Source organism: Bradyrhizobium sp. AZCC 2289, from assembly GCF_036924615.1.
Classification (GTDB): Bacteria; Pseudomonadota; Alphaproteobacteria; order Rhizobiales; family Xanthobacteraceae; genus Bradyrhizobium.
Window position 1 is genome coordinate 9,716,545 of sequence record NZ_JAZHRY010000001.1, and the last position, 25,913, is coordinate 9,742,457.

Below are 25,913 nucleotides of genomic sequence, written 5' to 3' on the forward strand. Positions count from 1 at the left end.
GAAAGAGCTGTTCGATGCGCTTCCAAAACCACAAACACTTGTGGTTATGGGTTCCGGCTTTCGCCGGGACGACGCGCGGACTAAGCCGAAATCGCCTTCGCCGAATCCACCTGACTGCGCAGCATGAATTTTTGAATTTTTCCCGTCGACGTCTTCGGGATCGATCCGAATACGACCGCCTTCGGCGTCTTGAAGCCGGACATGTGGCTGCGGCAGAAGGCGATGATCTCGGCTTCGGTCGCGCGAGCGCCGTCCTTCAGCTCGACGAAGGCGCAGGGCACTTCGCCCCATTTCGGGTCGGGTTTTGCGACCACGGCCGCGAACAGGACCGCGGGGTGCTTGTAGAGGATATCCTCGACCTCGACGGAGGAGATGTTCTCGCCGCCGGAGATGATGATGTCCTTGGAGCGATCCTTGATGATGACATAGCCGTGCTCGTCGAGCACGCCGAGATCGCCGGTGTGGAACCAGCCACCGGCAAAAGCTTCGCGCGTGGCCTTCTCGTTCTTCAAATAGCCCTTCATCACGATATTGCCGCGGAACATCACTTCGCCAATGGTCTCGCCGTCACGCGGCACCTCGCGCATGGTTTCGGGATCGAGCACGGTGACGCCTTCCTGCAGCGGGTAGGACACACCCTGCCGCCGCTTGAGCTGAGCGCGCTGGTCCGCCGCCAGGTCGTCCCAGCCCGGCTGTTCGGCGCAGACGGAGGCGGGGCCATAGACTTCGGTGAGACCGTAGACATGCGTCAGCTTGACGCCGATGCGCTCGGCCCCTTCGAGCACGGCGACAGGTGGTGCGGCGCCGGCGATCAGCCCGACCACCGGCCGCGCGACGCCGCCCTCCGGTGCGCCGGGCGCGTTGATCAGCGTGTTGTAGACGATAGGCGCGCCGCACATGTGGGTGACGCCGTGCTTCGGGATCAGTTCGAAGATCTTGGCGGGATCGACCTTGCGCAGGCAGACGTTAACACCGGCGGCGGCAGCGATGGTCCAGGGAAAGCACCAGCCGTTGCAGTGGAACATCGGCAGCGTCCAGAGATAGACCGGATGCTGGCCGAGATTGCCTGCCAGGATGTTGCTGACAGCGTTGAGATAGGCACCGCGGTGATGGGTCACCACGCCCTTGGGGTTGCCCGTGGTGCCCGAGGTGTAGCTCAGTGCAATCGCGTCCCATTCGTCGTCCGGAAGTTTTGCGACGAAACCCGGATCGCCTTGCGATACCGCCGCCTCGTATTCGAGTTCGCCGATCCGTTTGCCGCCGACATAGGAGGCATCGTCGACGTCGATCACAAAGGGCTTTGGACCCTTCACCAGCGTCAGCGCTTCCGCAATCACGCTCGCGAATTCCGGATCGACCAGAATGATCCTGGCGCCGCCATGATCGAGCTGGAACGCAATCGAGGGCGCGTCGAGCCGGATGTTGAGCGCGTTCAGCACGGCGCCGGCCATCGGCACCGCAAAGTGCAACTCGTTCATCGCAGGGATGTTCGGCAGCATCGCCGCCACGGTGTCGCCATGACCGATGCCGCGGCCGGCGAGATACGATGCAAAGCGCCGGCAGCGCGCGTAGGTTTCCGACCAGGTAAAACTGCGGCCTTCATAGACCGTGCTGACGTGATCGGGATAGACCGCGGCCGAGCGCGCCAGGAAGCTTAGCGGCGTCAGCGGCACATAGTTTGCCGGCGTCTTGTCCAGTCCGATGCTGTATTGGTTTTGGGCTGCGCTCATCGGCTTTGTCCCATCTCACGAAGTGAATTTTACAAGAACCCGATCGAAATCCACGGGAAGATCGCCACGATGACGAGGCCAATCATCAGCGCCAGCAGATAACCCCAGATCGGCCTGATGCCATCGGCCGGATCGACCTTTCCAATGGCGCAGGCGGCATAATAGCCCACTCCAAACGGCGGCGCGAACAATCCGATGCCCATCGCGAGGATGATGATCATCGCATAATGCACCTCGTGGACACCGACGGCGCGGGCGATCGGAAACAGCAGCGGCCCGAACAGCACGATCGCCGGAATGCCCTCGAGCACGCTGCCGAGGATCGTGAACGCCAGGATCGACACCGCGATGAACGACGCCGAACCGCCGGGCAGGCCAGTCATGGCGGCGGCCAGCGCGCGCGAAAACCCTGATTGCGTCAGGCCCCAGGCCATGCCGGTTGCGCAGCCGATGATCAACAGGATCGCGCCCGACAGGCACGCCGTTTCGACCAGCATTGGCACAATCCGCCGCCAGTCGAAATTGCGGTAGATCAAAAGGCCGTAGATCAAAAAGCCGACCAGGAACGCGTAGACGATGCCGATGGTGGAAACCTCGGTCGCGGTCGCGATGCCCTCGACCACGGCGTAGCGGATCACGAACGGCAACGCCAATGCGGGCAGGGCGATGACGAGCGCACGGACGATCTCGCTGCCGCTGGCTTTAGTGACGTGCTGCAGATCCTCGCCGCGGTAGCGCCACCAGACCAGCGCCGACAGCGTGATCGCCAGCACCACGCCCGGCAGCAATCCGCCGGTGAACAGCGCCGCGATCGACACCCCCGTCACCGAGCCGATCGTGATCAGCACGAGGCTCGGCGGGATGGTCTCGGTCTGCGCGCCGGTCGCGGCGAGCAGGGCGACGAGATCGCCTGGCTTGGCGCCGCGCGCCTTCATTTCCGGAAACAGCACCGGCGCCACGGCGGCCATGTCGGCGGCCTTCGAGCCCGATATGCCCGAGACCAGATACATTGCGCCGACCAGCACATAATGCAGCCCGCCGCGGACATGGCCCAAGAGGCTGGCCAGGAACGCCACCATCGCCCGCGCCATGCCGGTCATTTCGATCAGGAGCCCCAGAAACACGAACAGCGGCACCGACAGCAGGATCAGATGGCTCATGCCCTCATCCATGCGGCCGACCAGCACCATCAGCGGCGTATTCGTGGTCAGCGCCAGGTAGCCATAGGTGGCGAGCCCAAATCCGAACGCGATCGGCACGCCGGCGAAGACGCAAAAGCCGGCCACGCCGACAAAGAAGATGATCAAATTGATATTGCCGAGCGGTTTCAGCCAGCCCTTCAAGAGCCAGAACACCGCAATCACCAGGGCGACCGACAGGATCGCGGCGACCACGGTGCGAAAATTGCTCGCGCGCACCAGCCGCAACAACGCAAACAGCGCCATCAGGCAGATACCGACCGGCAATGCGGCCGCGCGCCAGCTGTTGAGGATCTGCAGCGCCGGCGTGGTGATGAAGCTTTCCTCGTAGGCGTAGTCGTAAGACGGCCAGGCGATCATCAACAGGAACGCGAGCGCGGCGCAGGTCGCGATCAGATCGAGATAGGCCCGCATGGCAGGTCTGGCGTTGGCGACGATCGCGGTCATCCGCATATGCTCGGCGCGGCGGAACGCGACCGCGGCGCCCAGCATCGCCAGCCACAGGAACAGGATCGAGGCCAGTTCGTCCGACCAGATCAGCGGACTGTGCAGTCCGTAGCGCGACACCACGCCGGCGAACAGGATCACGATTTCGGCGATGACCAGCAGCGCCGCCGGAATCTCGACCAGCATTCCCAGGGCATGTTCGACCGAGGCCAATGCCGAACGGCGGCGAGGGGGCTGATCCACCTCGCCGCCCATGATTTCACTCAGTTCGGCATGAGCCATGACGGCCCCCAGGCTACGCGTTACGACAGCTTGCCGACGGATTTTTCGAGCAACGCCCAGGCCTGGTCGCCGTATTTGCCCTTCCATTCCGCATAGAACCCGGCGGAACGAAGCTTTTCACGGAACGGCGCGACATCCGGCTGGTTGAACACCAGACCCTTGGACTCGAGTTCGCCACGCAAATTGGCATTCAACCTGGCCGTATCGCCGCGCTCGTTGACCGCCGCCGCGCTGATATTCTTGGCGACAATAGCGCGGACGTCTTCGGGAATCTTCTCCCAGGCGCGGCGATTGGCGAGGAACCAAAAGCCGTCCCACATGTGGTTGGTGAGCGAGCAGAATTTCTGCACTTCGTACAGCTTCGCCGTCGAGATCAGCGCCAGCGGATTTTCCTGGCCTTCGACGATCTTGGTCTGCAGCGCCGAATAGACCTCGCTGAAATTGATCGAGGCGGGCGAGGCGTCGAACGCCTTGAACATCGAGGTCCAGAGCGGCGAGACCGGCACGCGGATCTTGAAGCCCTTGTAATCGTCGGGGCTCGTGATCGGCTTGGTCGATGACGTGGTCTGACGGAACCCATTGTCCCAGATCTTGTCCATGGGCACGAGACCGGCCTTGCCGATTTCGCCGCGCACATAGGCGCCGAGATCGCCGTCCATCGCCTTCCAGACCGTGTCGTAGTCCGGGAAAGCAAAGCCGATGCCGTTGATCGAGGCCGCGGGAACCAGGGTCGCCAGGATCAAGCCGGACAGCGTGAAGAATTCGATGCCGCCGGAGCGGATCTGGCTCAGCATGTCGGTGTCCGAACCGAGCTGGTTATTCGGGAAAATCTGCAGGTCGAACCGGCCATTGGTCTCGGCCTTGATCGCTGCCGACATTTCCTTGGCGCGCACGTTCATCGGATGCGAGTCCGGCGCGTTGTTGGCATATTTATAGGTAAATTCGGCCGTCTGGGCCCGCGCTACCAATGGCGCGCCGATGCCGCCCAAAACCGCTGACGCAGCGGATGCCTTCAGAAGCGTGCGTCGTGAAAAGCTCATCTGTTTCTCCCTCGAGACTTATTGTTCTTGATGCAATCCTATACGGACCTGATGCCGTGCGGTCATCCGCGATCTCGTTAGCGATCTGGTTCTTGGGGGGCTTATTGCAGCGTCCGCAGGCCGCGGCAATATCGGCTTTCGGGCGAGCGGACGGACGGCGAAGCCCGAGCGCCGGCCGCGCGTTTGGATACGAACCAGCTGGCCGATGGTATCCCGGCGCGATGGTCAGGTTGGTGGCCGAACTGATTTAATTTGGAAGGAATTCCGCCTAAACATCTGATCTAATTGTAGATATAAATATTCCATAATATACCTTATGCGAATTACGGATGTAGGCGCAAAGTTAAAATGTCACGGGGTTTGGAGGCTGGGGATCCGATGGGTGTGGTGCTGATGATGTTCTGGCGCGGCTTGATGGTGGCCGGCTGACGACTTCGGCGGCGGCCGATCTGATGCGCCTCACGAGGCGGCAGACCCACCGGCTGTTAAAGCGCCACCGGGATGGCGTTCACCTGCGATTGCCAACCGGCGGCGTGGCCGGCCGTCGAACAACCGCCTGCCCGACGTTGTGCGTGATCATGCGGTTGCGCTGGTTCGAGAGCACTACGCAGACTTTGGTCCGACGTTGGCGGCCGAGAAGCTGGCCGAGCGCCATGATCTGCGGGTGTCGCGGGAGACGTTGCGCGGCTGGATGCGGCAAGCCGGAATCTGGCTGCCCCGGGCCGAGCGGCCGCCATCATCGAGAACAAGCGTCTCGGCGAAGTGCTGGCCTGGATCAAGCAGCAGCAGGACAAGCACCCCCATTATCGTGACAACTTAGCCGGTCCCAGGCGGTCAAATCAGAAAGCCGGCCTGATGAAGGACCGCGCTGATCGTCTCGTTCAGGGGAAAAAACCAGGCAGACGCCCCGCCCGCCGGGGCCGCCGCCGCTGCGATACCGGCGTCTACGCAGCGACGGCCCCGGCGACGTCAGAAGCTGCCGAGTGACATCTTAACTTTGCAGAGCAAGGGACATCTCAACTTGGTTGCAACAATGGATATGGGCATAGTGCTTGTCGGTGTTCGCTGAGGCTTCGGACCCCCATTCCTACGCCGATCTGGGTGACGCCCTCTCATGCCCGGCGGCACCAGGCGCACACGGTTGCCGTCGGGATCGAACAACCGTCGGGGCCTTTCCACGCCCTCTCTCGCGATGATGAGTTCGCGGTAGCCGCTTTGTGGGGCGTCTGGCAGCGGCTCCATGTGGTGATTCAGCTTGACCACCGACCCCATGGCGTCGGTCGGTACTGCTCCTGTCGGCGACGAACGGGCAGCATATGGTCAAGCCAAGAGCGACGAGCAGAACCTCGACTACGTCCGGTCGTCAACGTCCCGTTGCTCCCCCAGCCGGCTGGTCGCCTGGCAATTGAATCTGTAACGCGCGTTTCAAGTAGAGTTGAGTTTCCCAAGCGGAATTTAATGAAACGGGCGCGATCTCTCCCTACAGAAAGCGAAGGCATCCGCATTGGATGTTGCAATCCGATAGCTCGCGTTCGAACAGCACGCTCGCCTCACGAGCGTGATCACATCGTCTTGTGTCCCCACGCGGGCACGCACCCGATCGCTACAGGAGAAAGGACAATGGTTTCATTCAAAACTCTCGCAGCGGCTGTGCTCCTGTCAGGGACAGCGGCGGCGCCAGCATTTGCGCAAGCTGCCATCCAGGAGCCGGGCCTTTTCGCGTTCTATTATCCCAATCTGGACGTTCTGAATGGAGGGGCGCCAACTCCTGCTGCCAGGTTGTCTCGCGACTGGCCCGCGTTGAGGGGAGCGTGTGCGGCGATCGGCGCAGGCGTTGCTTATTGCGGCGACCGCTACGGCTCTTACGATTTCGCGCCAGCCGCATTGTCCCGCCATCATGGCCGTCGTCATCACCGAATGTGACCGCAGAAGCTCACGCTTCGTTGAAAGCGCGTGATGGAATGTTTCCCAAGGCTGGCCGCTCTCCACAATAAGGAGCCGAACGCTTTCTTGGCTTCTGCCACCATATGGAGAAACAAATGACCAAAGTGACCTTCGTGTCGGCCGCGCTGATCGCCGCAGCCGTATTCACAAGTCAGGCTATGGCTGCTCGCAACGATGTCGCGGCTCGGCACGCCACGACCAAGGCCCATACGAGCGCTACGGACTGTGTGCGGGCTCCAAGCGTCGGCGCGTTTGCCTCGGATCCCTATACTGTGCCCCCGTGCATGCCCAACACCGCTATTGATACGTTCCAATAGCGACGAAGAGTTCGGGCTGGCAGACCTCGCCAGCCCGACTGCCTTGAGAATCCACTCGGAGTCCGCTCCGTCGTTCGCCGTAACCCTCTGCACGGGGATTCGCAATAATGGCTGACAAATCACGACGCAAGGTTATCTTTGGGGTCACATTAGCTCTGGCGTCGCTATTGCTGGCAAACATCGGATCTGCAGAGAACGCCCCTCCACTTCACAAGGGACCATGGCCGATTCGCAATGGTCGCAATTACCAGCCAACCGCGCATGAGCTGAGAGCCTTGCATTTGGAGGATGTCACACCCGATCAGGCGAGCGAGATCGATCGATTGTACGATCAGCTCCTGGCAAGCAGTGAAACGGCTCGTAATCGGCATCCCGCACCCAAACATTGATCGCGCTGTTCAATCTCAAAATCCCGATCGCACAACGGTGATCCCTGCATTTGAAGATGGCGCTCACACACGGGAATGCCGTGCCCCAAGCGGAGGTCTTGCTCTCAGAGAACGCGGCCTGCGGACAACGCGGGCTACGGCCAGATGGCATTGAGGATTTCGGCCAGCCTCGCTCCGCCCTTGGCCAGTTGCTTTCGTTTGATCTGGTCCGCCAGCCAGAGATAGGCGGTGTGGTCCTCAAACGCGACCGTCCACTGGATTCGGGTGCTCGGCGGCTGCGGCGGGTCGAACGTGAATGTCAGCCCCGCGAAAGCCTCATGGGCAACCATGACCGTGTCGGTGGCCCAGGCCGCCGGCCAGTCATCGGGGCGCCCTGGACTCGCCGGTACCGTCCTCGCCGCCGCAAGCAGTTCCCGGGTCGCGGCATCGCCGATGTCGGTCGGGATGTCGTCCCACTCGGCGTGCAGGTTGATATTCTGGTCCTGGATCGCATTGCCGCCGATGGTATCGTTGGCCGGATCGATTGCGTGCGCCACATCGGGATCGACGAGCTGGCCGTTATTGTCCAGATAGACCGAGCCGACATGCAGCGGCTGATGCAAGTCGCCGATGAAGTGGGTGAGCAGCAACAGCGCTTCCCGCTTGTCCTTGATCGAAAAGGCGAACGATTGCGGCACGGGCTTGTCCGACAACACCGCGATCGCCGCCGAGATAGCGGCCACCAGATCGTGCGCGTTGGTGCCCTGAAAACTCCGGTCAAAGCCGTTGCGCTCGATCGCGACGTCGTCGAAATGAAATGTATTGTGACAGCCAAGCTGGGGCTTGTTGGGATCCGATGGATAGAAACACGTCGTCCAGTTTCGTGAGGCGTAGTCCTCCATCAGGCCCCGCTCGTTCTTGAAGGGGATGCAGGGCAATTCGTATTCGGGATGCAGGTCACTCAGGGTGTATTTGAATGTGCCGTCGGAAAGCTTGGCGACGCTCTTGACGCAGTCGGCCCACGGCCCTGCCTTGCGCAGATCGAACCCCTGTGAACCCGGCGATGCGTCGTGCGACCCTGGCGGATTGAGGATCTGCTTGACCTGCAGGCTTGCGTTCGGTTTCAGCAGATTGTCCGCGATCGAGCCGATGACCCTGTGTCCCTGATATGCCCAGGCCGACGCAGATCCAGGATAGAGCGCGCACAAAAGGCAACTGAGTGCGAAGACTATTTTGGACATGAGCAATCTCACGGTCTCGCTCAAAAGGGCACATTCGTCGCGGTTGCGATTTAGACACAGTGCAATCTCGGAGGCAATGTGAAAGCCGCCGCCAAAACCATCTTGACGGAGTCGTGTGACACCAGTTTCGGTGCTTTCAGCGTCCCCTGAACCGTGGTTTTCGTCGGCCCAGGAACGCCTCGACGCCTTCCTTGTGGTCCTCGGTCAGGCTCGTCAGCGCGAACTGGTCGACGTCCATATGGCTGGCGAGATCGTCCAGCGCGTGTGCGAGGCGGTTGACGGTCAGCTTGGTCATGGCGACCGACAGCGGCGGTTGCGCGGCGACCTTGGCGGCGAGCGCCATTGCGGCGTCGAACGCCTTGCCGGGATCGGCCACCTGCTCCACCAGCCGCCATTCATAGGCCTCGGCCGCCGAGACGCGTTGATCGGCCAGGATCACGGCCTGCTTGGTGCGCGCCGGTCCCATCAGATGCAGCATCCGCGGCACGCTCTGCCAGCTCATGTTCATGCCGAGCCAGATCTCTGGCACGCGCAGATGGGCGTCGCTGGCCATGATGCGGAAATCCAGCGCCACCGCCAGCGCGACACCGCCACCGACGCAAAAGCCCTCGATGGCGCCGATCGTAATCTGCTCCATCTCCTGCCAGGCCCGCGTCAGCCGCGGTCCGAGTTTTAAATGCCGGCGCAGCGTGTCCATATCCATGGTCTTGCGCGACCGGCCCTCGGGATCCCTGAGGTCGAAGCCGGCGCTGAACGCTTTTGTGCCGCCGGTGAGCACGACCACCGAGGTTTCGGCATCATCCTCAAAGCTGCGGGCGGTATCGGTGAGCTGACGCAGCGCCTCCGGCGACAGCGCATTGATGCCGTCGCCGCGGTCGAAGCGCACCACGGCAATGCGGCCCTCGGGGCCGAGGCCCTTTTCGATCGTCACGAAATCGGTCAACTCAACACCTCCCTGCCCGTATTTTTCCTGGCACGATAGGGCGCGATCTAATTCTTGTCGGGAAGAAAAATCTGCGTGACCTCATACATGCCGGGATCGAACGTCGCTATTTGGAGCGCTTTCTCCAGCGCCGGTGCGGGCCCCGGGTTTCGACGCATGGACTCATAATCCTCGACGCTGGCCCATTGCGCGTACATCGTCACCTTCTTGCCATCGACGCTGCGATGCAGGCTCGCGGAGATAAATCCCTTGTGATGCCTGACATTCTGCTCGGTCACTTCGGTCAATAGTTTGATCAACACATCCTGGTTTTCCGGCGCGACCGTAAAAACGTTGATGAACGTTAGCGGCGTTCGACCTTTCGAAATTGTGGGCATCCTATTTCCTCGACAGCAGACCAAACCCTACCCGGCATTTGAGAGACCAATAGCTCACAAATGGCCGGTGCGCTCGCGCGCGGGTCTTTGATCCGGCGCAGGAAAGCGGACCGTGGTGCCGATCGTGATCCAGTTGGCGTTTTCGCCGGTGATATTGTGCCCATAGATCAGATCGACGGAAAAGATTTCATTGGGCCGGTAGCGCACGCCGGTCTGGAACCGGGGCCGGACCACGCTTGGCGTATCGGTCGCGCCAGCCTGGCCGAACGCCTCGATCGTCCATTGCAGGACCTCGGTGAATTTCCAGTCGAAGCCGAGCCCATAGGTCAGGTAATGCCGATCGACGGTGCGATCCCACAGCCAGCCGGCATTGACGTTGATCCGCATATTCTCGGATAGCCTGTACGTCGCCGGTACCACCGCGAAAGCGGTCAGATTTTCTCCGGTCAGCGCATCGAACAAACCGCCGGCATAAAACGAATAACCGAGCCGCCCGATTCCGGTCGGCGCAATGTTCCATTTGGCCCTCGGCGCGATCGTGTTGCTCCAGTCGCCATCGCTGCGTGACCTCACGGTCTGCAGGCTCAATTCCACCGGCGTGAAAATATTCACGGCGCAGGATGGATTGGCCACGGCCGAGAAATCGGTGTTGGTCGCCGCCTGTAGCCAGCTTTCGACCTTGCACGATCCGACCTCGGAAATGTCGGCGGCGTCGACCGCATAGGCGCCGTTGGCCGCCCGCGCCACGCCCGCCGGAAACCCCGCCAATATGGCCGCGCCCCCGGCTATTGCAATGCGCCCTGCCCAACACCCCACCCTGCCCAGCCCCCATGACAAATGCTAGCAGAGTCTGCGCCTCGACATAGCCCGGATTTTGCGCCTATCTTGGACCCATGACCGATCATGATCACAACCATCATCACCACCACGATCACGACCATTCGGAATTGTCGGAGACCGAGCTGCGCGTCCGCGCGCTCGAGACGATTTTGACCGAAAAAGGCTATGTTGAACCGGCCGCGCTCGATGCCATCATCCAGGCCTATGAGACCAGGATCGGGCCGCACAATGGCGCCCAGGTTGTCGCAAAAGCCTGGACCGATCCAGCTTTCAAGCAGGCCCTGCTCGATGATGCCACCAAGGCGGTAAGCACGCTCGGTCATGTCAGCCGGGTCGGCGACCATCTCGTCGCCGTCGAGAACACCCCGCAGCGCCATAACATGGTCGTGTGCACGCTGTGCTCTTGTTACCCCTGGGAAATGCTGGGGTTGCCGCCGGTCTGGTACAAGGCGGCGCCCTATCGGTCGCGCGCCGTCAAGGACCCGCGCGGCGTGCTCGCCGACTTCGGCGTCAGCCTGCCAAAGGAAACCGATATCCGCGTCTGGGATTCGACCGCCGAAACGCGCTTTCTGGTGCTGCCGATACGCCCAGAGGGTACCGAGGGTTGGAGCGAGCAGCAGCTCGCCGAACTCGTGACGCGCGACTCCATGATCGGCACCGGATTTCCGAAGACGCCGGGCGCGCCATCATGAACGGCGTGCACGACATGGGCGGCATGGACGGTTTCGGCAAGGTCGAGCCCGAGCCGAACGAGCCGATGTTCCACACCGAATGGGAAGCCCGCGTGCTGGCGATGGTGCGCGCGATGGGGGCTGCCGGCGCCTTCAACATCGATACGTCGCGGTTCTACCGGGAGGCCTTGCCGCCGCACGTCTATCTCTCGAGTTCCTATTACAAGAAATGGTTTCTGGGGCTCGAAGACCTCTTGATCGACAAGGGATTCATCGCAGCCGAAGACGTCGCCGCCGGACACGCCGTGCAGCCGCCGAAACCGCTCAAGCGCGGCAAGTTTGGCCTCAATGATGTCGAACGCATCATGGTGCGCGGTAAATTCGCCCGCGCGGCGCCCGCACCCGCGAAATTCAAGGCTGGCGATCGGGTGCGCGCGAAAAACATTCACCCCCTGACCCACACACGGCTGCCGCGCTACGTGCGCGGTCATGTCGGCGTGGTCGAGCGCGATCACGGCTGTCAGGTGTTTCCGGACTCGGCGGCGACGGAATCCGGCGAGAACCCCCAATGGCTCTACACCGTCGTGTTCGACGGCGCCGAACTCTGGGGTCCGGATGCCGACCCGACGGTCAAGGTTTCCGTCGACGCGTTCGAGCCCTATCTGGAGCCGGTGTGATGGACGCAGCGAGCGTGCGCGCGACGGCGGCCGTGCCCGGGATTCCCCGCGATGAGGACGGCCCGGTGTTCCGCGAGCCCTGGGAAGCGCAGGCCTTCGCGATGGCGCTCGCGCTGCATGAGCGTGGACTGTTCACCTGGAACGAATGGGCTGCCGCCCTTGCTCGCGAGATCAAGCGGGCGCAGGCGGCCGGCGATCCCGACACCGGCGAAACCTATTACCGGCATTGGCTGGCGACGCTGGAAAATCTGGTTGCCGAGAAAGGCGTCGCGACCTCCGATACCCTGCACCGCTACCGCGATGCCTGGGACCACGCCGCCGACCGCACGCCGCATGGCCAGCCAATCGAGCTAACGCCGGCGGATTTCGGCTAGCATTGCCGGAAGTGACATTTTAGCCTGCCTCGACCCGTGGTCGCTTGTCGGAAAGGCACCGTTCACTCCAGCGCGAGACCAAGCTCATGACCAAATTATTCCCGGCGCGCATGACCGCCCGGCTTGATGGCGATTTCGTCGTGTTCCTGATCGGGATGCGCGTCAACAAATGGTGGAAGTTTTGGAAATGGGGACCGGTGGCGACGGCGATGCCGCGTATGCTGACCGAGCTTGCCGAACGGCCGGAACTCGGGCTCTTGCATGCCCGCACGGTGTTTGGATTTCCCAACCTGCTTGTCATTCAGTATTGGCGCAGCTTCGAGCAATTGCACGCTTATGCATCCGACCGATCGTTGGCTCATTTACCGGCATGGCGCGACTTCAACCGCAAGATAGCTTCGAATGGCGACGTCGGGATTTGGCATGAGACCTACCTTGTGAAGGACGGCGCGCACGAGAGCGTCTACAACAACATGCCGATTTGGGGATTGGCCGCCGCCGGCGCGCATGTGCCGGCCGAGGGATCGCTCAGGAGCGCCAAGGGCCGCTTGCGCCAGACCGACGGAGCGGATCAGCCGGCAAACGTTTAGGTCTTGCCCCGCCGACAACCGAACGGCTAGGCGGCGCCTGCCGAATATTCGCGCCATCCTCTCGCCCGCAGCGCGCAGGCCGGGCACTCGCCGCAGCCAAAACCCCAATCATGCTGCGCGCCGCGCTCGCCGAGATAACAGGTGTGCGAGTGCTCGCGGATCAGATCGACCAGCCCTGCCCCGCCAAGATCGTGCGCGAGTTTCCAGGTCGCGGCCTTGTCGAGCCACATCAATGGCGTGTGCAGTTCAAAGGATTTGGCCATGCCGAGATTGAGCGCGGCGTTCAACGCCTTGATGGTTTCGTCGCGGCAATCCGGATAGCCGGAATAATCGGTCTCGCACATGCCGCCGATGATGTGCCGGATGCCACGCCGATAGGCCAGCGCGGCGGCAAAGGTGAGAAACACCAGATTGCGGCCCGGCACGAAGGTATTGGGCAGGCCGTCGGCGCCCATTTCAATCGCGACATCGCGTGTCAGCGCGGTGTCGGAAATCTCCGCCAGCGTCGGAATCTCCAGCGTGTGGCTCTCGCCGAGTTTTGCCGCCCAGTCCGGCCGCACGGCCTTCATGCCCGTAAGCAAACGGTCGCGGCACGCAAGCTCGATGGCGTGACGCTGTCCGTAGCTAAAGCCGATCATTTCGACATGGGCGAAGCGCTGCAGGGCCCAGGCGAGGCAGGTGGTGGAATCCTGTCCGCCGGAAAACAGCACCAGCGCGGTTTCGGATGGGGATTGATTGTTCATTAATTGGCCTTTAGCACCCACCCATGCGTTGGCCAATTGCCCACCTTTGTTTGGGCCAATCGGTGGAAATATCGGCTGTTTCGGCCCGTTCCGCTGGGATCGAGCGGCCGCTTGCGGCATAAAGCCAAAACCCAAAAAATCCGGTGCCCGATGACCCCTTCCCGCGACATTTCACGTTTGCTCGAGATCATGGCGGCGTTGCGCACGCCCGTGACCGGCTGCCCCTGGGATCTCGAACAGGACTTTGCGTCGATCGCGCAATATACCATCGAGGAGGCCTATGAGGTCGTCGACGCCATCACACGCGGCGATCTCGACGACCTCCGCGACGAACTCGGCGATCTCCTGCTGCAGGTCGTGTTCCACTCGCGCATGGCGGAGGAGCAAAACGCCTTCGCGTTCGGCGACGTGGTCGAGGCGGTCACGCGAAAAATGATCCGACGGCATCCGCACGTGTTCGCCGACCAGAACGGGCGGCTGACTGCTACCCATGTGAAAGGCAACTGGGATCGCATCAAGGCGGAAGAGAAAGCCGAGCGCGCCGCGGGCCGGCCGCCGGAGGTCGAGCACAAATCACTGCTGTCGAGCGTCAAGGCGGGGCAGCCGGCGCTGACGCGCGCGATGGATTTGCAGCGCAAGGCGTCGACGGTTGGTTTTGACTGGAACGACCCGCGCGCGGTGCTGCACAAGATCCGCGAGGAAGCCGACGAGATCGAGGCCGCGCTCGACCGCGGCGACGCCGGCGAACTCGCCGCGGAGACCGGCGATCTGCTGTTCGCACTGGTCAATCTGGCGCGACATGTCGGCGCCGATCCCGAAACCGCACTGCGCGGCACCAACGCCAAATTCGAACGCCGCTTTGGCTATATCGAGCGCGTTCTGGCGGCCAAGGGCCGTTCACTCGAAAGCGCCACGCTCGCCGAGATGGACGCGTTGTGGAATGAAGCCAAGGGCGAGGAGCAGCCCGCGCCGCCTGCGGCGGTGAAGGCGCTGGGTCGCGGCTGAATGTTTGTTGTCGTCCCGGCGAACGCCGGGACCCAAATCGCGCGATCTATCGATTTGAAAATGCCGTTCGACGACCTGTCGTAACCGCGAACGCCTGTGGTTATGGGTTCCCGCGTGCGCGGGAACGACCACTACGCCACGTGCGGCACGGCATCGAAACGCGACACCACGATGTCGCGCTTGGTCGCATCGACGCGCACGGTCATATCGAATCGCCCGTCGTGAAGCTGCTTGTTCAGCACTTCGGAATTGCGATGCAGCCAGCTGATGCCGGCGCCATCGGCGGCGTCGACGGAGAGGTCCAGCGTCATCCGAAAAGCCGCCAATCGATCCTCGATTGCGGCCAGTAGCGCCTCGACCCCCTCGCCGGTCGCGGCGGAGACCAGGAAACACGGCCGCTCCGGCGGCCGGCGCGCGGCGATGTTGCGCAGGTTTTCGCGCTCTTCGGCGTCGAAGCGATCAATCTTGTTCCAGACTTCGAGAACGCGCTGCCCGGCATCGGGATCGATACCCAGCTTGCGCAGCACGGCATCGACGTCGCGCTCCTGCGCTTCCGCATCTTCATGGGACATGTCGCGGACATGAAGGATGATGTCCGCCTCCAGCACCTCTTCCAGCGTCGCGCGAAACGCGGCGACCAGCTGCGTCGGCAGGTTGGAAATGAAACCGACCGTGTCCGACAGCATCGCCTTGCCGCCGTGCGGCAGCGTCAGCGCGCGCAGTGTGGGGTCCAGTGTCGCAAACAGCATGTCGGCGGCCTGCACGTCGGCGCGGGTCAGGCGATTGAACAGCGTCGACTTTCCGGCGTTGGTGTAACCGACCAGCGCCACCACGCGGTAGGGCACCCGCTGCCGGCCGGCGCGATGCAGCCTCCGCGTCGCCTGAACCTTCTTCAGCTCATTCTCGAGCCGGATGATGCGGTCGCCGATCAGGCGGCGGTCGGCTTCGATCTGGGTTTCGCCGGGGCCGCCCATGAAGCCAAAACCGCCGCGCTGGCGTTCCAGATGGGTCCATGAGCGAACCAGGCGCGAGCGCTGATAATTGAGATGCGCGAGCTCCACCTGCAGCGCGCCTTCCTTGGTCTTGGCGCGGCGGCCGAAGATTTCCAGGATCAGTCCGGTACGGTCGAGAACCTTGGTGTTCCAGGCCTTCTCCAGATTGCGCTGCTGGATCGGCGACAGTGCGCAATCCATCACCGCAAGTTCGATGTCATGCCCGGTGATGAGACCTGTGATCTCCTCGACCTTGCCCTTGCCGAGATAGGTGGCAGGACGGATCTGGCTGATCGACGCGATCAGTGTATCCGCGATCGTGAGATCGATGGCGCGCGCCAGACCGGCCGCCTCCTCCAACCGTGCCTCGGAATCGCGGACAGCATCGTTCGTTTGCGCGTCGGGGTCGCCGCGGCGCATACGCAAGTAAGGGCCGATGACGATCACCCGCCCGGTTTCTCTGCCCTCCGCCGACCGCGGGCGGTCGGCGCCCCCTTTAAGATTTAGGGGTTCCAATCAGATCACTTTCAAGCCGGAGCATCCTCGCCGCCTTCGAACAACTGGATCGGAGCGCCCGGCATGATGGTCGAAATCGCATGCTTGTATACAAGCTGCGAATGACCGTCGCGACGCAGCAACAGGCAGAAATTGTCGAACCAGGTGACAATCCCCTGCAGCTTCACTCCATTGACCAGAAAGATCGTCAGTGGCGTTTTGGTTTTACGAACGTGATTTAGGAAGGTGTCTTGTAGGTTTTGTGCGCGGTCTGCCGCCATTGTTTTTATCCCGCCGTCTTGTGCTTCTTTTTCTTAAACCGGTTGCTGCTCTCTAACGGAGCCTCCCCGGTCGCCAGCCTACCCTGAGATCCCCCTCCGGTAGGCGCGGCCGTACGATTAGAAGGCACGCGCGGTTTTTAGGCAAGCCAGTTCGCGCGCCACCCCGTAAGAACCCGGTGTCAAATCTCCAAAAGCGTGGGGAAAGAGATGAATATTCCAAAGCAAGTGCATGGACCGGCGCGAGAAAAGCCTTTTCGAGTATTGCGGATACCGTGTGCGCGTCAAAACAACAAAACACAGTCGCGGTTCTGATCAATCAGAACCGATCGGGTCAACCGACCCCGAGCGCCTTGAGCTTGCGATGCAGGGCCGAGCGCTCCATGCCGACGAATTCGGCCGTGCGCGAGATGTTGCCCGAGAAGCGGCTGATCTGGGCAATCAAATAGTCTCGCTCGAATACTTCCCGCGCCTCACGCAGCGGCAGCCCCATGATGTGCTCGCCATTGTTGCTGGTCGGCATTGCCGGCACCATCGAACCGACGTCCTGCGGCAGCATATCGGCGGTGATGATCGCCTCCGGACCGCCGCCGGCCAGAATCATGACGCGCTCGACATTGTTGCGGAGTTGCCGGACGTTGCCGGGCCAGACATGGGACTGCAGCACCGCCATCGCATCCTGGCCGATCTGGCGCTTCGGCAAGCCCGTCGCAACCGAAATCTGATCCATGAAGTAGTCGATCAGTTCGGGAATGTCCTCGCGGCGCTCGGACAATGGCGGCACCCGGATCGGCACCACCGAGAGCCGGTGATAGAGATCCTCGCGGAATCGCCCTTCCGCGATTTCTTCTTCCAGATTGCGCGCGGTCGAGGAGATGATGCGGACGTCGACGTGGACCTTGGCGGTGCCGCCGGAGCGCAGAAAGGTCTGATCGACCAGCACACGCAGGATCTTGTTCTGGGTTTCGCGCGGCATGTCGGCGATTTCGTCGATGAACAGCGTGCCGCCATGGGCTTCTTCCAGCGCGCCGGCTTTGCGTTGATGCTCGCCATTGGACTGCTCGATCCCGAACAGTTCGACTTCCATCCGCTCCGGCGTGATCGCCGCGGCGTTGATGACCACGAACGGCCCCTCGGCACGGCTCGAGGCGTGATGCAGCGTGCGCGCCGCCAGTTCCTTGCCCGAACCGGAGGGACCGACGATCAGGATGCGGCTGTTGGCCTTGGCAGCCCGGTCGATGGTTTGGCGCAGCTGGTTCATGCAGGCGGATCGGCCGGTCAGAACGCTAGCCGCAGGAGCCAGTTGCTTGAGTTCTTTCACTTCACGCTTGAGGCGCGATGTCTCCAGCGCCCGGGTAGCCACCAGAATCAGCCGGTCCGATTTGAAGGGCTTTTCGATGAAGTCATAGGCGCCGCGCTTGATCGCTGCGACCGCGGTTTCGATGTTGCCATGGCCGGAAATCATGACGACAGGCACGTCGGCATGATCCTTCTTGATCTGCTCGAGCAGCTGCAAACCGTCGAGCTTGGAGCCCTGCAGCCAGATGTCGAGGAACACCAGATGCGGACGGCGGTTGGCGATCTCCGCCAGCGCCGAATCGCTGTCGCGCGCGGTGCGGGTAATGAAGCCTTCGTCCTCCAGGATGCCTGCAACGAGGTCCCGAATATCTGCTTCGTCGTCGACAATCAGAATGTCACTGGCCATGGGTTACACCTGTCTTGTCAGTTGCCGGTCGCGGCTTTGATTTTTGTGTCATTATTGGTCGTAGATGCCGGCTCAATGGTTTCAGAAACCGGCGTATTTGTTTCGGCGCCCTGTTGATTTGTCTCCGGAGGCTGCTCCTTTGCGTCGGCTTTTGGTGGTTGGCCGGATACGGCGAACCGCAGCCGCATCCACGCCCCACGCTGGCCTGACCGGAAGTCGGAAGCATCCTTGAGTTCGATACGGCCGCCATGGTCTTCGAGCACGCGCCCGACGATCGCCAGCCCAAGCCCGGTGCCCTTCTGGCGCGTTGTCACATAGGGCTCCAGCAAGCGGGCGCGGGCGACCTTCGGCAGGCCAATGCCATTGTCGATCACATCGATCACGATGTCGTCGTTCTCGCACGCCGCGATGACGTCGATACGGCCTCTGCCAAGTTCTTCCGGCGGAACCTGCTCGATCGCCTCGGTCGCGTTCTTGATGATGTTGGTCAGCGCCTGCGAAATCAGCCGGCGGTCGAACTGGGCCCGCATCGGGTCCTGCTTGATGACGGTTTCGATATCGAGGTCGGCATGCCCGACCTTCATCAGGAACACCGCCTGGCGCACGGTATCGGCGACGTCCTCCCCCTCCATCACGGGCTTGGGCATCCGCGCAAAGCGCGAGAATTCGTCGACCATCCGCCTGATGTCGTCGACCTGGCGCACGATGGTGTCCGTGCACTGCTCGAAGATGCCCTTGTCCTCGACGATGACCTTGCCGAACTTGCGCCTGATACGTTCGGCGGAAAGCTGGATCGGGGTCAGCGGGTTCTTGATTTCGTGGGCGATGCGGCGCGCGACATCGCCCCAGGCCGAGGTGCGCTGCGCGGAAACCAGCTCGGTGATGTCGTCCAGCGTGATGATGTAGCTGTCGCGGGACTGGCTGGTTTGCTCGGCGCTGATGCGAACCGACAGATTGCGCTCGTGGCCGTCGCGGGTAATGGTGATCTGGCCCTGCACCAGCCGCTGCGTGCCTTCGCGCGCGGTTTTCATCATATCGTCGAGCTCGGGCAGCACATCCGACAGCGGGTGGCCCAGCGTCTCGGATTCGGCATGGCCGATCAGTTTTTCGGCGGAACGGTTGAGGATGCCAACGCTGCTGGAGGCATCGACGCCGATGATGCCGGCGCTGGCCGACGACAGCACCGCCTCGATGAAGCGACGGCGGCTGTCGATCAGGTCGCTGGCGCTGACCAGTTCGTCGCGCTGGGTGCGCAGTTCCTGCGTCATCTTGTTGAAGGTCTCGCCGAGCTGGGCCAGATCGCCTTCCGACTTGTGGACCGGCACCTGGACGTGCAAATCGCCCGTTGAAACGATATTGGCGGCGCTCATCAGATTGCGGATCGGCGCCACCAGCCAGTTGGCAAAATTCAGCCCGATCAGCACGGAAGCCATCAGGATCGTCAGTGCGATCACCGCGAACATCAGCGCAAAGGCCACCTGAATGCCGAGCCTGCGGGATTCGATCTGGGCATATTCGGCGACGCTGGCCTCGGTCTGCTTCAACTGGCTGATCACGCGCGGATCGAGCAGGCGCGCGACGTAAAGGAAGGTATCGTTGAATGCGCGCAGGCGAATGACGGCCGCGACGTAGTTTGCTTCGGGAAATACCGCGATCTGCGGCTCGGTCTCATCGACGTTGCCGAGAAAGTCCTGCGGCGGCGTCGTAAAACTCTGCTGAATGCCGGTTTGCGCCGACTCCAGGACGTTGCGATCCTTGTCGATCAGCATGGCGCCCGGCAAATTGCGCGAGGCTGCACTTGCCGTCAGCAGTTCTCGAAACGACCTGCGGTCCTGGTCGAACAATGGCCGTGCATGGGAGATATCGTTCGCCATTCCCAGAATATCGCCGCGAATGAGCTGCGCGTGTTCGTAGGTGTAGGCGCGGGCAATGATCAGCGAGTTCTGGATCACTTCGCGCGTCGGACCCGAGAACAGCCGGTCGAGGCCGCGATCGATGGTGACGTTGGCGACGATGGCGACCAAAACCGCCGGCAACACCGCGATGACCGAAAACAGACTGACGATCTGGATGTGCAGCCTGGCCGCCGCCCTGCCGCGGCGCCGGGCCTGAACCACCTGCCAGACTTCGCGGACGATAATGCCGACCAGGAGCAGGATGCTGCACGCGTTGATCAGCAGAAATGAGTATACGACCTGTTTGGTCGGCTCGATCGGGGTCAGGCCGGAAAGTACGACAAAGGTCAGGAACGCCGAGAGCAGCGCGATCGCGACGGAAACCGGCGCCAGCCACTTCCGCAGGGGCGATCCCTTCGGTTCGGCAAGCGACGCGTCAAACGATGGAGCCGAGGTCTCTGCGCTGGTCATACCGGCAATGGGTGAGCAATGGGTGAGCTGAAAGACTTATGTCCGCCTGCCGCGGACTGATGCATTCATATCACAATGTTGCCGAATTGCGACAATTCCGCGGCGTACCCGACCACGAAAGTGATCGGTCCCCAGCGGCTTTCCGCCTCATGGCGCGATGGAGCCGGCGGCTAAGCCGCCTAGCCCCCGCTGCGGTAGACTTGGATGTCCAGATCGCGGATTTTCTTCCGCAGTGTATTGCGGTTGAGGCCGAGCAGGTCGGCGGCGCGGATTTGATTGCCGCGGGTCGCCGCCAGCGCCGCGGTGAGCAGCGGCACCTCGATCTCCTTGAGGATGCGGTGATAGAGGCCGGGCGGCGGCACGCCGTTCGGGAAGCCCGAGAAGTGCGAGGACAAATAGGCCTCGACCGCGCCGCCGAGATTGTCGACGCCGAGCGGGGCGCTGCCGCCGGATGCGACCGCCGGCGGCGCCAGTTCGCCGTCGATGACGGAGCCCGTGATGACGTCCTGCGGATAAAGCGCCGCCAGCCGGCGCGCGAGGTTTTCGAGTTCGCGCACGTTGCCGGGCCAGCGGTGCTGCTTGAGGCGTTCCAGCGCCAGCGTATCCAGCTTCTTCGGCGGCAAGCCGTCCTTCTCCGCCAGCGAGAAGAAGTGCCGGATCAAATCGGGCAAATCCTCGATCCGTTCGCGCAACGGCGGCAAGCGCAGCGGCACCACGTTGAGGCGGAAGAACAGGTCTTCGCGGAACAGACCCTGCTGGATCAGGATGCGCAGGTCCTTGTTGCTGGCGGCGACGATACGCACGTCGGTCTTGATCGGCGTGCGGCCACCCACGGTGGTATATTCGCCCTGCTGCAGCACCCGCAGCAACCGCGTCTGCGCCTCCATCGGCATATCGCCGATTTCGTCGAGGAACAGCGTGCCGCCTTCGGCCTGTTCGAACCGCCCCGAGGCGCGGGTATTGGCGCCGGTGAACGCACCGCGTTCATGGCCGAACAATTCGGATTCGATGAGGTCGCGCGGGATCGCCGCCATATTGACCGCGACGAAGGGGCCGTTACGGCGCTTGCCGTAGTCGTGCAGCGCGCGGGCGACCAACTCCTTACCAGTGCCGGATTCGCCGGAAATCATAACCGTGAGGTCGGTCTGCATCAGCCGTGCCAGCACCCGGTAGATTTCCTGCATCGCCGGCGAGCGGCCGACCAGCGGGATCGAATCGAATTCGCCCTCGTCCGGCGCATTGGCCACTCGCTCCTTCGGCTCCGCCAGGGCGCGGCCGACGATGGTGATCAGCTCCTTCAGGTCGAAGGGTTTTGGCAGATATTCATAAGCGCCGCGTTCAGAGGCCCGGATCGCCGTCATGAAAGTGTTTTGGGCGCTCATGACGATGACCGGAAGATTCGGCCGCATCTTCTTGATCCGCGGCAGCAGATCGAACGCGTTCTCGTCGGGCATCACCACGTCGGTGATGACGAGATCGCCCTCGCCCTGGCTCACCCAGCGCCACAGCGTCGCCGCGTTTCCTGTCAGCCGCACCTCGTAGCCGGCGCGGGAGAGAGCTTGGTTGAGAACCGTGCGGATGGCGGTGTCGTCATCGGCGACTAATATGCTACCTGCGGGCATTGATTTTCCTCATCTTGCATCCTGTGAGGCATGCGACGGAGTACCCGAAACGTCATCGCGATTGCTTTGGTCAAAATGCTTGGCGGCGTTGAACATCGGCAGCAGCACGCGGAAGGTGGTCTTCCGCGGCTGGGATTCACATTCGATGATGCCGCCGTGATCGCCGACGATTTTTGCCACCAGCGCGAGGCCGAGCCCGCTGCCGGTTTGCTTGGTCGTCACGAACGGATCGAACAGGTTTGGAAGTAGGTCTTCCGGCACGCCGGAACCGTTGTCCTTGACGCAGAATTCGAGCGGCAGCGACACCCGCGATTTCTTGCCCGGCACCGAGAGCCGCACACCCGGACGGAATGCGGTGGTGAGCTGGATTTCCGCGTCAGAGCCAAGGTCGGCCACCGCCTCGGCGGCGTTCTTCACCAGATTGAGGAACACCTGGATCAACTGGTCCTGATTGGCCAGCACCGGCGGCAGCGACGGGTCGTATTCCTCGATGAAGCGGATGTTGCGGGCAAAGCCGGACTGCGCCAGCCGTTTGACGTGGTCGAGCACCGAATGGATGTTGACCGGGCCGCGCGCCACCGGCCGGTCGTCGCCGAACACTTCCATGCGGTCGACCAGCGTGACGATGCGGTCGGCCTCGTCGCAGATCAGCCGCGTCAGCATGCGGTCTTCGGATGAAGCCGCCTGCTCCAGCAATTGCGCCGCGCCGCGGATGCCGGACAGCGGGTTCTTGATTTCATGCGCCAGCATCGCCGCCAGCGCGATCACCGAGCGCGCCGCACTTCGATGCGTCAGCTGCCGGTCCATCTTGTCGGCGATGGTGCGCTCCTGCAGCATCACGACGATATGGCCCGGCCGCTCCGTGAGCGGAGCGACGTGAAGATCCACCTGGCGATCGCCGCCGATCCGCGGCGTGCCGAGATCGACCTTGTATTCGTTGACCGGCGAACCGCTCGACCGCACCTGGTCGATCAGCGCCAGTAGCGGACTGCCGAACGGCACCAGTTCCTTGAGCGACTGCCGCTGCAGGAATTGCGTCGATATCTCGAAGAAGGATTCCGCGGCGATATTGGCATCGACGATACGGCCGTCGGGCGCGATCAGCAGCACCGGGTTGGGCAGCGCGTTGAGGATCGCCTCGCCGTCGGCGGGCACTCGCCGGCGATGTTCTGCGGCTGAAGTCATGCAGCAGCGCTCCATGCAAAATCGTCGAATGCGTCTTCGAGTGAACAATGCACGCTGGAAGGCTCGTCCGCGGTCAGAATCTTGTGCCGCCAATTCCTGAGCGTCGCCGCCGGCGCCCGGCTGCATTGCGCCGCGATCTCCAGCGCCCAGCCGAGATGCTTGCGCGCGTGCTTGAGTCCGATGCGCAATCCGTAATGGCTGCAGATTTCGTCATAGAGCCCGCGGATATGTTTGAGCTGTTCGGCAAGCGGCGGCGCCGATTCGGCCGTTCCCGTTTCAAGCCGGCGCCCGATCTGACCCGGCAACCAGGGCTGGCCCTGCGCGCCGCGCCCGATCATCACAGCGTCGGCGCCCGACATTTCCAGCGCGTCCACGGCCTTCTCGTACGACGTGATATCGCCGTTGACGATGAGGGGTACGGAGATCGCGTCGCGGACCGCGCGCACCGCGCTCCAATCCGCTTCGCCCTTGTAGAACTGACAACGTGTGCGCCCGTGCACCGTGATCATCTGGACGCCGGCAGCCTCTGCGCGCTGCGCAAGCTCCGGCGCGTTGAGCGTGCGATCGTCCCAGCCGAGCCGCATCTTGAGCGTCACCGGCACTTTCACGGCTGCGATCGTTGCTTCAATCAGCCGCAGCGCGTGGTCGAGATCGCGCATCAATGCCGAACCTGACTGACCGCCGGTCACATGGCGTGCCGGACAGCCCATGTTGATATCGATGATGTCGGCACCGGCAGCTTCGGCAATCCGGGCGCCCTCCGCCATCCAACGGGTCTCGCAGCCGGCGAGCTGAACGACGTGCGGCCCGATGCCGGTCGCCTCGCAGCGCAGAACCGACATTGGCCTGCCGTTGACGAGGTCGTCGCTGGCGGTCATCTCTGACACGACCAGCCCAGCACCGAGGGCGGCGGTAAGGCGTCGAAAGGGGGCGTCGGTAACGCCGGACATGGGCGCGAGGAGAACCCGGTTGGCGACCGCAATATCACCTATTTTCAACGGCTTAGTGCGTTTGCATTCCAGGCCGGTCACGGGTTTCTCGTCGTTCTGGCGGCCGCGTCATTGCAACCGCTGGCGCATATTGTGAGCACAAATCTTGTGCAGTCAAGCTTCATGCCTACACTTTAGACAGTTCTATCATTTGTGCAAGTGCACTGCAACAAAAACTGCTTTTCCCACAGCTATTGGCAATCGCTCTGTTTTTGCGCATGCAGCATGGTAAGGGCTGTCGCCAACGCGCCCTTCCCACCTTTCCTGAACCTGGATTCGTCCCTCATTAAGTCAAATGTCCAAATCTGAGCGCACAGCAGCTATCCTCGTCGCAGCCGGGCGCGGGCTTCGCGCCGGCGCCGGCGGGCCAAAGCAATATCGTACGATCGGCGGGCAAACCGTGATCTTCCGGGCGATGGAGGCGTTCTGCCGCCATCCGGATGTCTTCGCCGTGCAGCCGGTCGTGAATCCCGACGACGCCGCGATGTTCAACGAAGCCGTCAGCGGCTTGCGCCATGCGCCGCCAACCAGCGGCGGCGCGACGCGGCAGGCTTCGGTGCATGCGGGACTCGAAGCGCTGGCGAGCGAGAAGCCCGACGTCGTGCTGATCCACGATGCGGCGCGGCCTTTCGTCACGGCCGCGGTGATTTCGCGGGCGATCGACGCGGTGGGCCGCACCGGCGCCGCTATTCCGGCCATCGCCGTCACCGATACGATCAAGCTGACCGGCGAGACCGGAGACGTCGAGGCCACGCCGGATCGCGCGCGGCTGCGGATCGCGCAAACGCCACAGGCGTTTCGATTCGAAATCATCCTCGAGGCCCATCGCCGCGCCGCGCGCGACGGCCGCAGCGATTTCACCGACGATGCCGCGCTCGCGGAATGGGCGGGATTGACGGTGGCGACCTTTGAAGGCGATCCTGCAAACATGAAACTGACGACCCCCGAAGATTTCGTCCGCGAAGAAGCCCGACTCGGCGCCATGCTCGGCGATATCAGGACCGGCACCGGCTATGACGTGCACGCCTTCGGCGATGGCGATCATCTGATGATCTGCGGCGTGCGCGTGCCGCATACCCGCGGCTTCCTCGCCCATTCCGACGGTGACGTCGGCCTGCATGCGCTGGTCGACGCCATCCTCGGGGCACTGGCCGACGGCGATATCGGCTCGCATTTTCCGCCCAGCGACCTCAAATGGAAGGGCGCCTCCTCCGACCAGTTTCTCAAATACGCCGTCGACCGCGTCACCGCGCGCGGCGGCCGCATCGCGAATCTCGAGGTCACGATGATCTGCGAGCGTCCGAAGATCGGACCGCTGCGCGACACCATGCGCGCGCGCATCGCCGAGATCACCGGCATCAACATCTCCCGGATCGCCGTGAAGGCCACGACGAGCGAGCGGCTTGGCTTCACCGGGCGCGAGGAAGGCATCGCCGCGACCGCGAGCGCCACCATTCGTCTTCCCTGGAATGATAAAGGTTGGAGCGAATAAG

At 62.6% G+C, this 25,913-nt stretch carries 24 protein-coding genes; 8 read left to right on the forward strand and 16 right to left on the reverse strand.

What is annotated here, in order from left to right:
• Window positions 1-80: 80 nt before the first annotated feature.
• From V1289_RS45685 to V1289_RS50105, 4 genes are all read right to left on the reverse strand, one after another.
• Window positions 81-1,730: an acyl-CoA synthetase gene (locus V1289_RS45685; protein WP_334406092.1), complete on the reverse strand. Its 1,650-nt coding sequence runs from the start codon at window positions 1,728-1,730 to the stop codon at window positions 81-83.
• A 29-nt stretch (window positions 1,731-1,759) separates the two neighbouring features.
• Window positions 1,760-3,658, reverse strand: a complete 1,899-nt coding sequence (locus V1289_RS45690) for a TRAP transporter large permease (RefSeq protein ID WP_334406094.1) — start codon at window positions 3,656-3,658, stop codon at window positions 1,760-1,762.
• A gap of 20 nt (window positions 3,659-3,678) precedes the next feature.
• A complete protein-coding gene (locus tag V1289_RS45695; RefSeq protein WP_334406096.1) occupies window positions 3,679-4,698 on the reverse strand; it encodes a TRAP transporter substrate-binding protein in 1,020 nt (339 codons plus the stop codon).
• Between the two features lie 603 nt (window positions 4,699-5,301).
• The gene (locus tag V1289_RS50105) at window positions 5,302-5,496 is read right to left on the reverse strand and encodes a hypothetical protein (RefSeq protein ID WP_442896150.1); all 195 of its coding nucleotides are present in this window, start codon (window positions 5,494-5,496) and stop codon (window positions 5,302-5,304) included.
• 1,241 nt (window positions 5,497-6,737) lie between these two features.
• Here V1289_RS50105 and V1289_RS45705 point away from each other — a divergent pair.
• Entirely contained in the window at window positions 6,738-6,959 is a 222-nt protein-coding gene (locus V1289_RS45705; protein WP_334406098.1) for a hypothetical protein, read from the forward strand.
• Between the two features lie 107 nt (window positions 6,960-7,066).
• On the forward strand, window positions 7,067-7,348 hold the full coding sequence (locus tag V1289_RS45710) for a hypothetical protein (protein ID WP_334406100.1): 282 nt from the start codon (window positions 7,067-7,069) through the stop codon (window positions 7,346-7,348).
• A gap of 134 nt (window positions 7,349-7,482) precedes the next feature.
• Here the strand turns inward: V1289_RS45710 and V1289_RS45715 are convergent, their stop codons facing one another.
• From V1289_RS45715 to V1289_RS45730, 4 genes are all read right to left on the reverse strand, one after another.
• Entirely contained in the window at window positions 7,483-8,568 is a 1,086-nt protein-coding gene (locus V1289_RS45715; protein WP_334406101.1) for a S1/P1 nuclease, read from the reverse strand.
• Between the two features lie 136 nt (window positions 8,569-8,704).
• On the reverse strand, window positions 8,705-9,511 hold the full coding sequence (locus tag V1289_RS45720; protein ID WP_334406102.1) for an enoyl-CoA hydratase/isomerase family protein: 807 nt from the start codon (window positions 9,509-9,511) through the stop codon (window positions 8,705-8,707).
• 47 nt (window positions 9,512-9,558) lie between these two features.
• A complete protein-coding gene (locus V1289_RS45725) occupies window positions 9,559-9,888 on the reverse strand; it encodes an antibiotic biosynthesis monooxygenase family protein (protein ID WP_334406103.1) in 330 nt (109 codons plus the stop codon).
• Window positions 9,889-9,942: 54 nt separating this feature from the next.
• A complete protein-coding gene (locus V1289_RS45730) occupies window positions 9,943-10,656 on the reverse strand; it encodes a hypothetical protein (RefSeq protein WP_334406104.1) in 714 nt (237 codons plus the stop codon).
• Window positions 10,657-10,781: 125 nt separating this feature from the next.
• Between V1289_RS45730 and nthA the strand changes: the two genes are divergently transcribed.
• The 4 genes from nthA to V1289_RS45750 all read left to right on the forward strand — a co-directional run bounded on the left by nthA (window position 10,782) and on the right by V1289_RS45750 (window position 13,040).
• A complete protein-coding gene (nthA, locus tag V1289_RS45735) occupies window positions 10,782-11,420 on the forward strand; it encodes a nitrile hydratase subunit alpha (protein WP_334406105.1) in 639 nt (212 codons plus the stop codon).
• Complete coding sequence (gene nthB / locus V1289_RS45740) at window positions 11,417-12,076, forward strand: nitrile hydratase subunit beta (protein WP_334406107.1); 660 nt, start codon at window positions 11,417-11,419, stop codon at window positions 12,074-12,076. The genes nthA and nthB overlap by 4 nt, the downstream gene beginning before the upstream one ends.
• Window positions 12,076-12,450: a nitrile hydratase accessory protein gene (locus V1289_RS45745; protein WP_334406109.1), complete on the forward strand. Its 375-nt coding sequence runs from the start codon at window positions 12,076-12,078 to the stop codon at window positions 12,448-12,450. The genes nthB and V1289_RS45745 overlap by 1 nt, the downstream gene beginning before the upstream one ends.
• Window positions 12,451-12,536: 86 nt before the next feature.
• Complete coding sequence (locus V1289_RS45750) at window positions 12,537-13,040, forward strand: DUF4188 domain-containing protein (RefSeq protein ID WP_074278660.1); 504 nt, start codon at window positions 12,537-12,539, stop codon at window positions 13,038-13,040.
• A 26-nt stretch (window positions 13,041-13,066) separates the two neighbouring features.
• On the opposite strand, the gene queC is transcribed toward V1289_RS45750, so the two are convergent.
• The gene (queC, locus tag V1289_RS45755; RefSeq protein ID WP_334406112.1) at window positions 13,067-13,783 is read right to left on the reverse strand and encodes a 7-cyano-7-deazaguanine synthase QueC; all 717 of its coding nucleotides are present in this window, start codon (window positions 13,781-13,783) and stop codon (window positions 13,067-13,069) included.
• A 150-nt stretch (window positions 13,784-13,933) separates the two neighbouring features.
• Here queC and mazG point away from each other — a divergent pair, with 150 nt between their 5' ends.
• Window positions 13,934-14,788 carry a nucleoside triphosphate pyrophosphohydrolase gene (gene mazG / locus V1289_RS45760; protein ID WP_334406114.1) on the forward strand — a complete coding sequence of 285 codons (855 nt, stop codon included), beginning with the start codon at window positions 13,934-13,936 and terminating at the stop codon, window positions 14,786-14,788.
• A gap of 131 nt (window positions 14,789-14,919) precedes the next feature.
• Here mazG and hflX read toward each other — a convergent pair whose 3' ends face one another.
• From hflX to dusB, 7 genes are all read right to left on the reverse strand, one after another.
• Window positions 14,920-16,296, reverse strand: a complete 1,377-nt coding sequence (gene hflX, locus V1289_RS45765; RefSeq protein WP_334406116.1) for a GTPase HflX — start codon at window positions 16,294-16,296, stop codon at window positions 14,920-14,922.
• Window positions 16,297-16,307: 11 nt separating this feature from the next.
• Window positions 16,308-16,556, reverse strand: coding sequence for an RNA chaperone Hfq (gene hfq, locus V1289_RS45770; RefSeq protein ID WP_006020546.1), 249 nt, complete (start codon window positions 16,554-16,556; stop codon window positions 16,308-16,310).
• 331 nt (window positions 16,557-16,887) lie between these two features.
• A complete protein-coding gene (ntrX, locus tag V1289_RS45775) occupies window positions 16,888-18,258 on the reverse strand; it encodes a nitrogen assimilation response regulator NtrX (protein ID WP_334406118.1) in 1,371 nt (456 codons plus the stop codon).
• 17 nt (window positions 18,259-18,275) lie between these two features.
• A complete protein-coding gene (locus V1289_RS45780) occupies window positions 18,276-20,624 on the reverse strand; it encodes a sensor histidine kinase NtrY-like (RefSeq protein WP_334406120.1) in 2,349 nt (782 codons plus the stop codon).
• Between the two features lie 179 nt (window positions 20,625-20,803).
• Entirely contained in the window at window positions 20,804-22,246 is a 1,443-nt protein-coding gene (ntrC, locus tag V1289_RS45785) for a nitrogen regulation protein NR(I) (protein ID WP_309176631.1), read from the reverse strand.
• A 9-nt stretch (window positions 22,247-22,255) separates the two neighbouring features.
• Entirely contained in the window at window positions 22,256-23,431 is a 1,176-nt protein-coding gene (locus tag V1289_RS45790) for a two-component system sensor histidine kinase NtrB (RefSeq protein ID WP_309176630.1), read from the reverse strand.
• Window positions 23,428-24,429: a tRNA dihydrouridine synthase DusB gene (dusB, locus tag V1289_RS45795; protein ID WP_334407936.1), complete on the reverse strand. Its 1,002-nt coding sequence runs from the start codon at window positions 24,427-24,429 to the stop codon at window positions 23,428-23,430. The genes V1289_RS45790 and dusB overlap by 4 nt, the downstream gene beginning before the upstream one ends.
• Before the next feature lie 286 nt (window positions 24,430-24,715).
• Here dusB and V1289_RS45800 point away from each other — a divergent pair, with 286 nt between their 5' ends.
• On the forward strand, window positions 24,716-25,912 hold the full coding sequence (locus V1289_RS45800) for a bifunctional 2-C-methyl-D-erythritol 4-phosphate cytidylyltransferase/2-C-methyl-D-erythritol 2,4-cyclodiphosphate synthase (RefSeq protein ID WP_334406124.1): 1,197 nt from the start codon (window positions 24,716-24,718) through the stop codon (window positions 25,910-25,912).
• Window position 25,913: the final 1 nt, after the last annotated feature.

What these genes read in the sequence shown, in the direction of transcription:
- V1289_RS45685 (WP_334406092.1), bottom strand. Translation starts at nt 1,730, where the DNA reads ATGAGCGCAGCCCAAAACCAATACAGCATCGGACTGGACAAGACGCCG.
- V1289_RS45690 (WP_334406094.1), bottom strand. Translation starts at nt 3,658, where the DNA reads ATGGCTCATGCCGAACTGAGTGAAATCATGGGCGGCGAGGTGGATCAG.
- V1289_RS45695 (WP_334406096.1), bottom strand. Translation starts at nt 4,698, where the DNA reads ATGAGCTTTTCACGACGCACGCTTCTGAAGGCATCCGCTGCGTCAGCG.
- V1289_RS45705 (WP_334406098.1), top strand. Translation starts at nt 6,738, where the DNA reads ATGACCAAAGTGACCTTCGTGTCGGCCGCGCTGATCGCCGCAGCCGTA.
- V1289_RS45710 (WP_334406100.1), top strand. Translation starts at nt 7,067, where the DNA reads ATGGCTGACAAATCACGACGCAAGGTTATCTTTGGGGTCACATTAGCT.
- V1289_RS45715 (WP_334406101.1), bottom strand. Translation starts at nt 8,568, where the DNA reads ATGTCCAAAATAGTCTTCGCACTCAGTTGCCTTTTGTGCGCGCTCTAT.
- V1289_RS45725 (WP_334406103.1), bottom strand. Translation starts at nt 9,888, where the DNA reads ATGCCCACAATTTCGAAAGGTCGAACGCCGCTAACGTTCATCAACGTT.
- nthA (WP_334406105.1), top strand. Translation starts at nt 10,782, where the DNA reads ATGACCGATCATGATCACAACCATCATCACCACCACGATCACGACCAT.
- nthB (WP_334406107.1), top strand. Translation starts at nt 11,417, where the DNA reads ATGAACGGCGTGCACGACATGGGCGGCATGGACGGTTTCGGCAAGGTC.
- V1289_RS45745 (WP_334406109.1), top strand. Translation starts at nt 12,076, where the DNA reads ATGGACGCAGCGAGCGTGCGCGCGACGGCGGCCGTGCCCGGGATTCCC.
- V1289_RS45750 (WP_074278660.1), top strand. Translation starts at nt 12,537, where the DNA reads ATGACCAAATTATTCCCGGCGCGCATGACCGCCCGGCTTGATGGCGAT.
- queC (WP_334406112.1), bottom strand. Translation starts at nt 13,783, where the DNA reads ATGAACAATCAATCCCCATCCGAAACCGCGCTGGTGCTGTTTTCCGGC.
- mazG (WP_334406114.1), top strand. Translation starts at nt 13,934, where the DNA reads ATGACCCCTTCCCGCGACATTTCACGTTTGCTCGAGATCATGGCGGCG.
- hfq (WP_006020546.1), bottom strand. Translation starts at nt 16,556, where the DNA reads ATGGCGGCAGACCGCGCACAAAACCTACAAGACACCTTCCTAAATCAC.
- ntrX (WP_334406118.1), bottom strand. Translation starts at nt 18,258, where the DNA reads ATGGCCAGTGACATTCTGATTGTCGACGACGAAGCAGATATTCGGGAC.
- V1289_RS45780 (WP_334406120.1), bottom strand. Translation starts at nt 20,624, where the DNA reads ATGACCAGCGCAGAGACCTCGGCTCCATCGTTTGACGCGTCGCTTGCC.
- ntrC (WP_309176631.1), bottom strand. Translation starts at nt 22,246, where the DNA reads ATGCCCGCAGGTAGCATATTAGTCGCCGATGACGACACCGCCATCCGC.
- V1289_RS45790 (WP_309176630.1), bottom strand. Translation starts at nt 23,431, where the DNA reads ATGACTTCAGCCGCAGAACATCGCCGGCGAGTGCCCGCCGACGGCGAG.
- V1289_RS45800 (WP_334406124.1), top strand. Translation starts at nt 24,716, where the DNA reads ATGTCCAAATCTGAGCGCACAGCAGCTATCCTCGTCGCAGCCGGGCGC.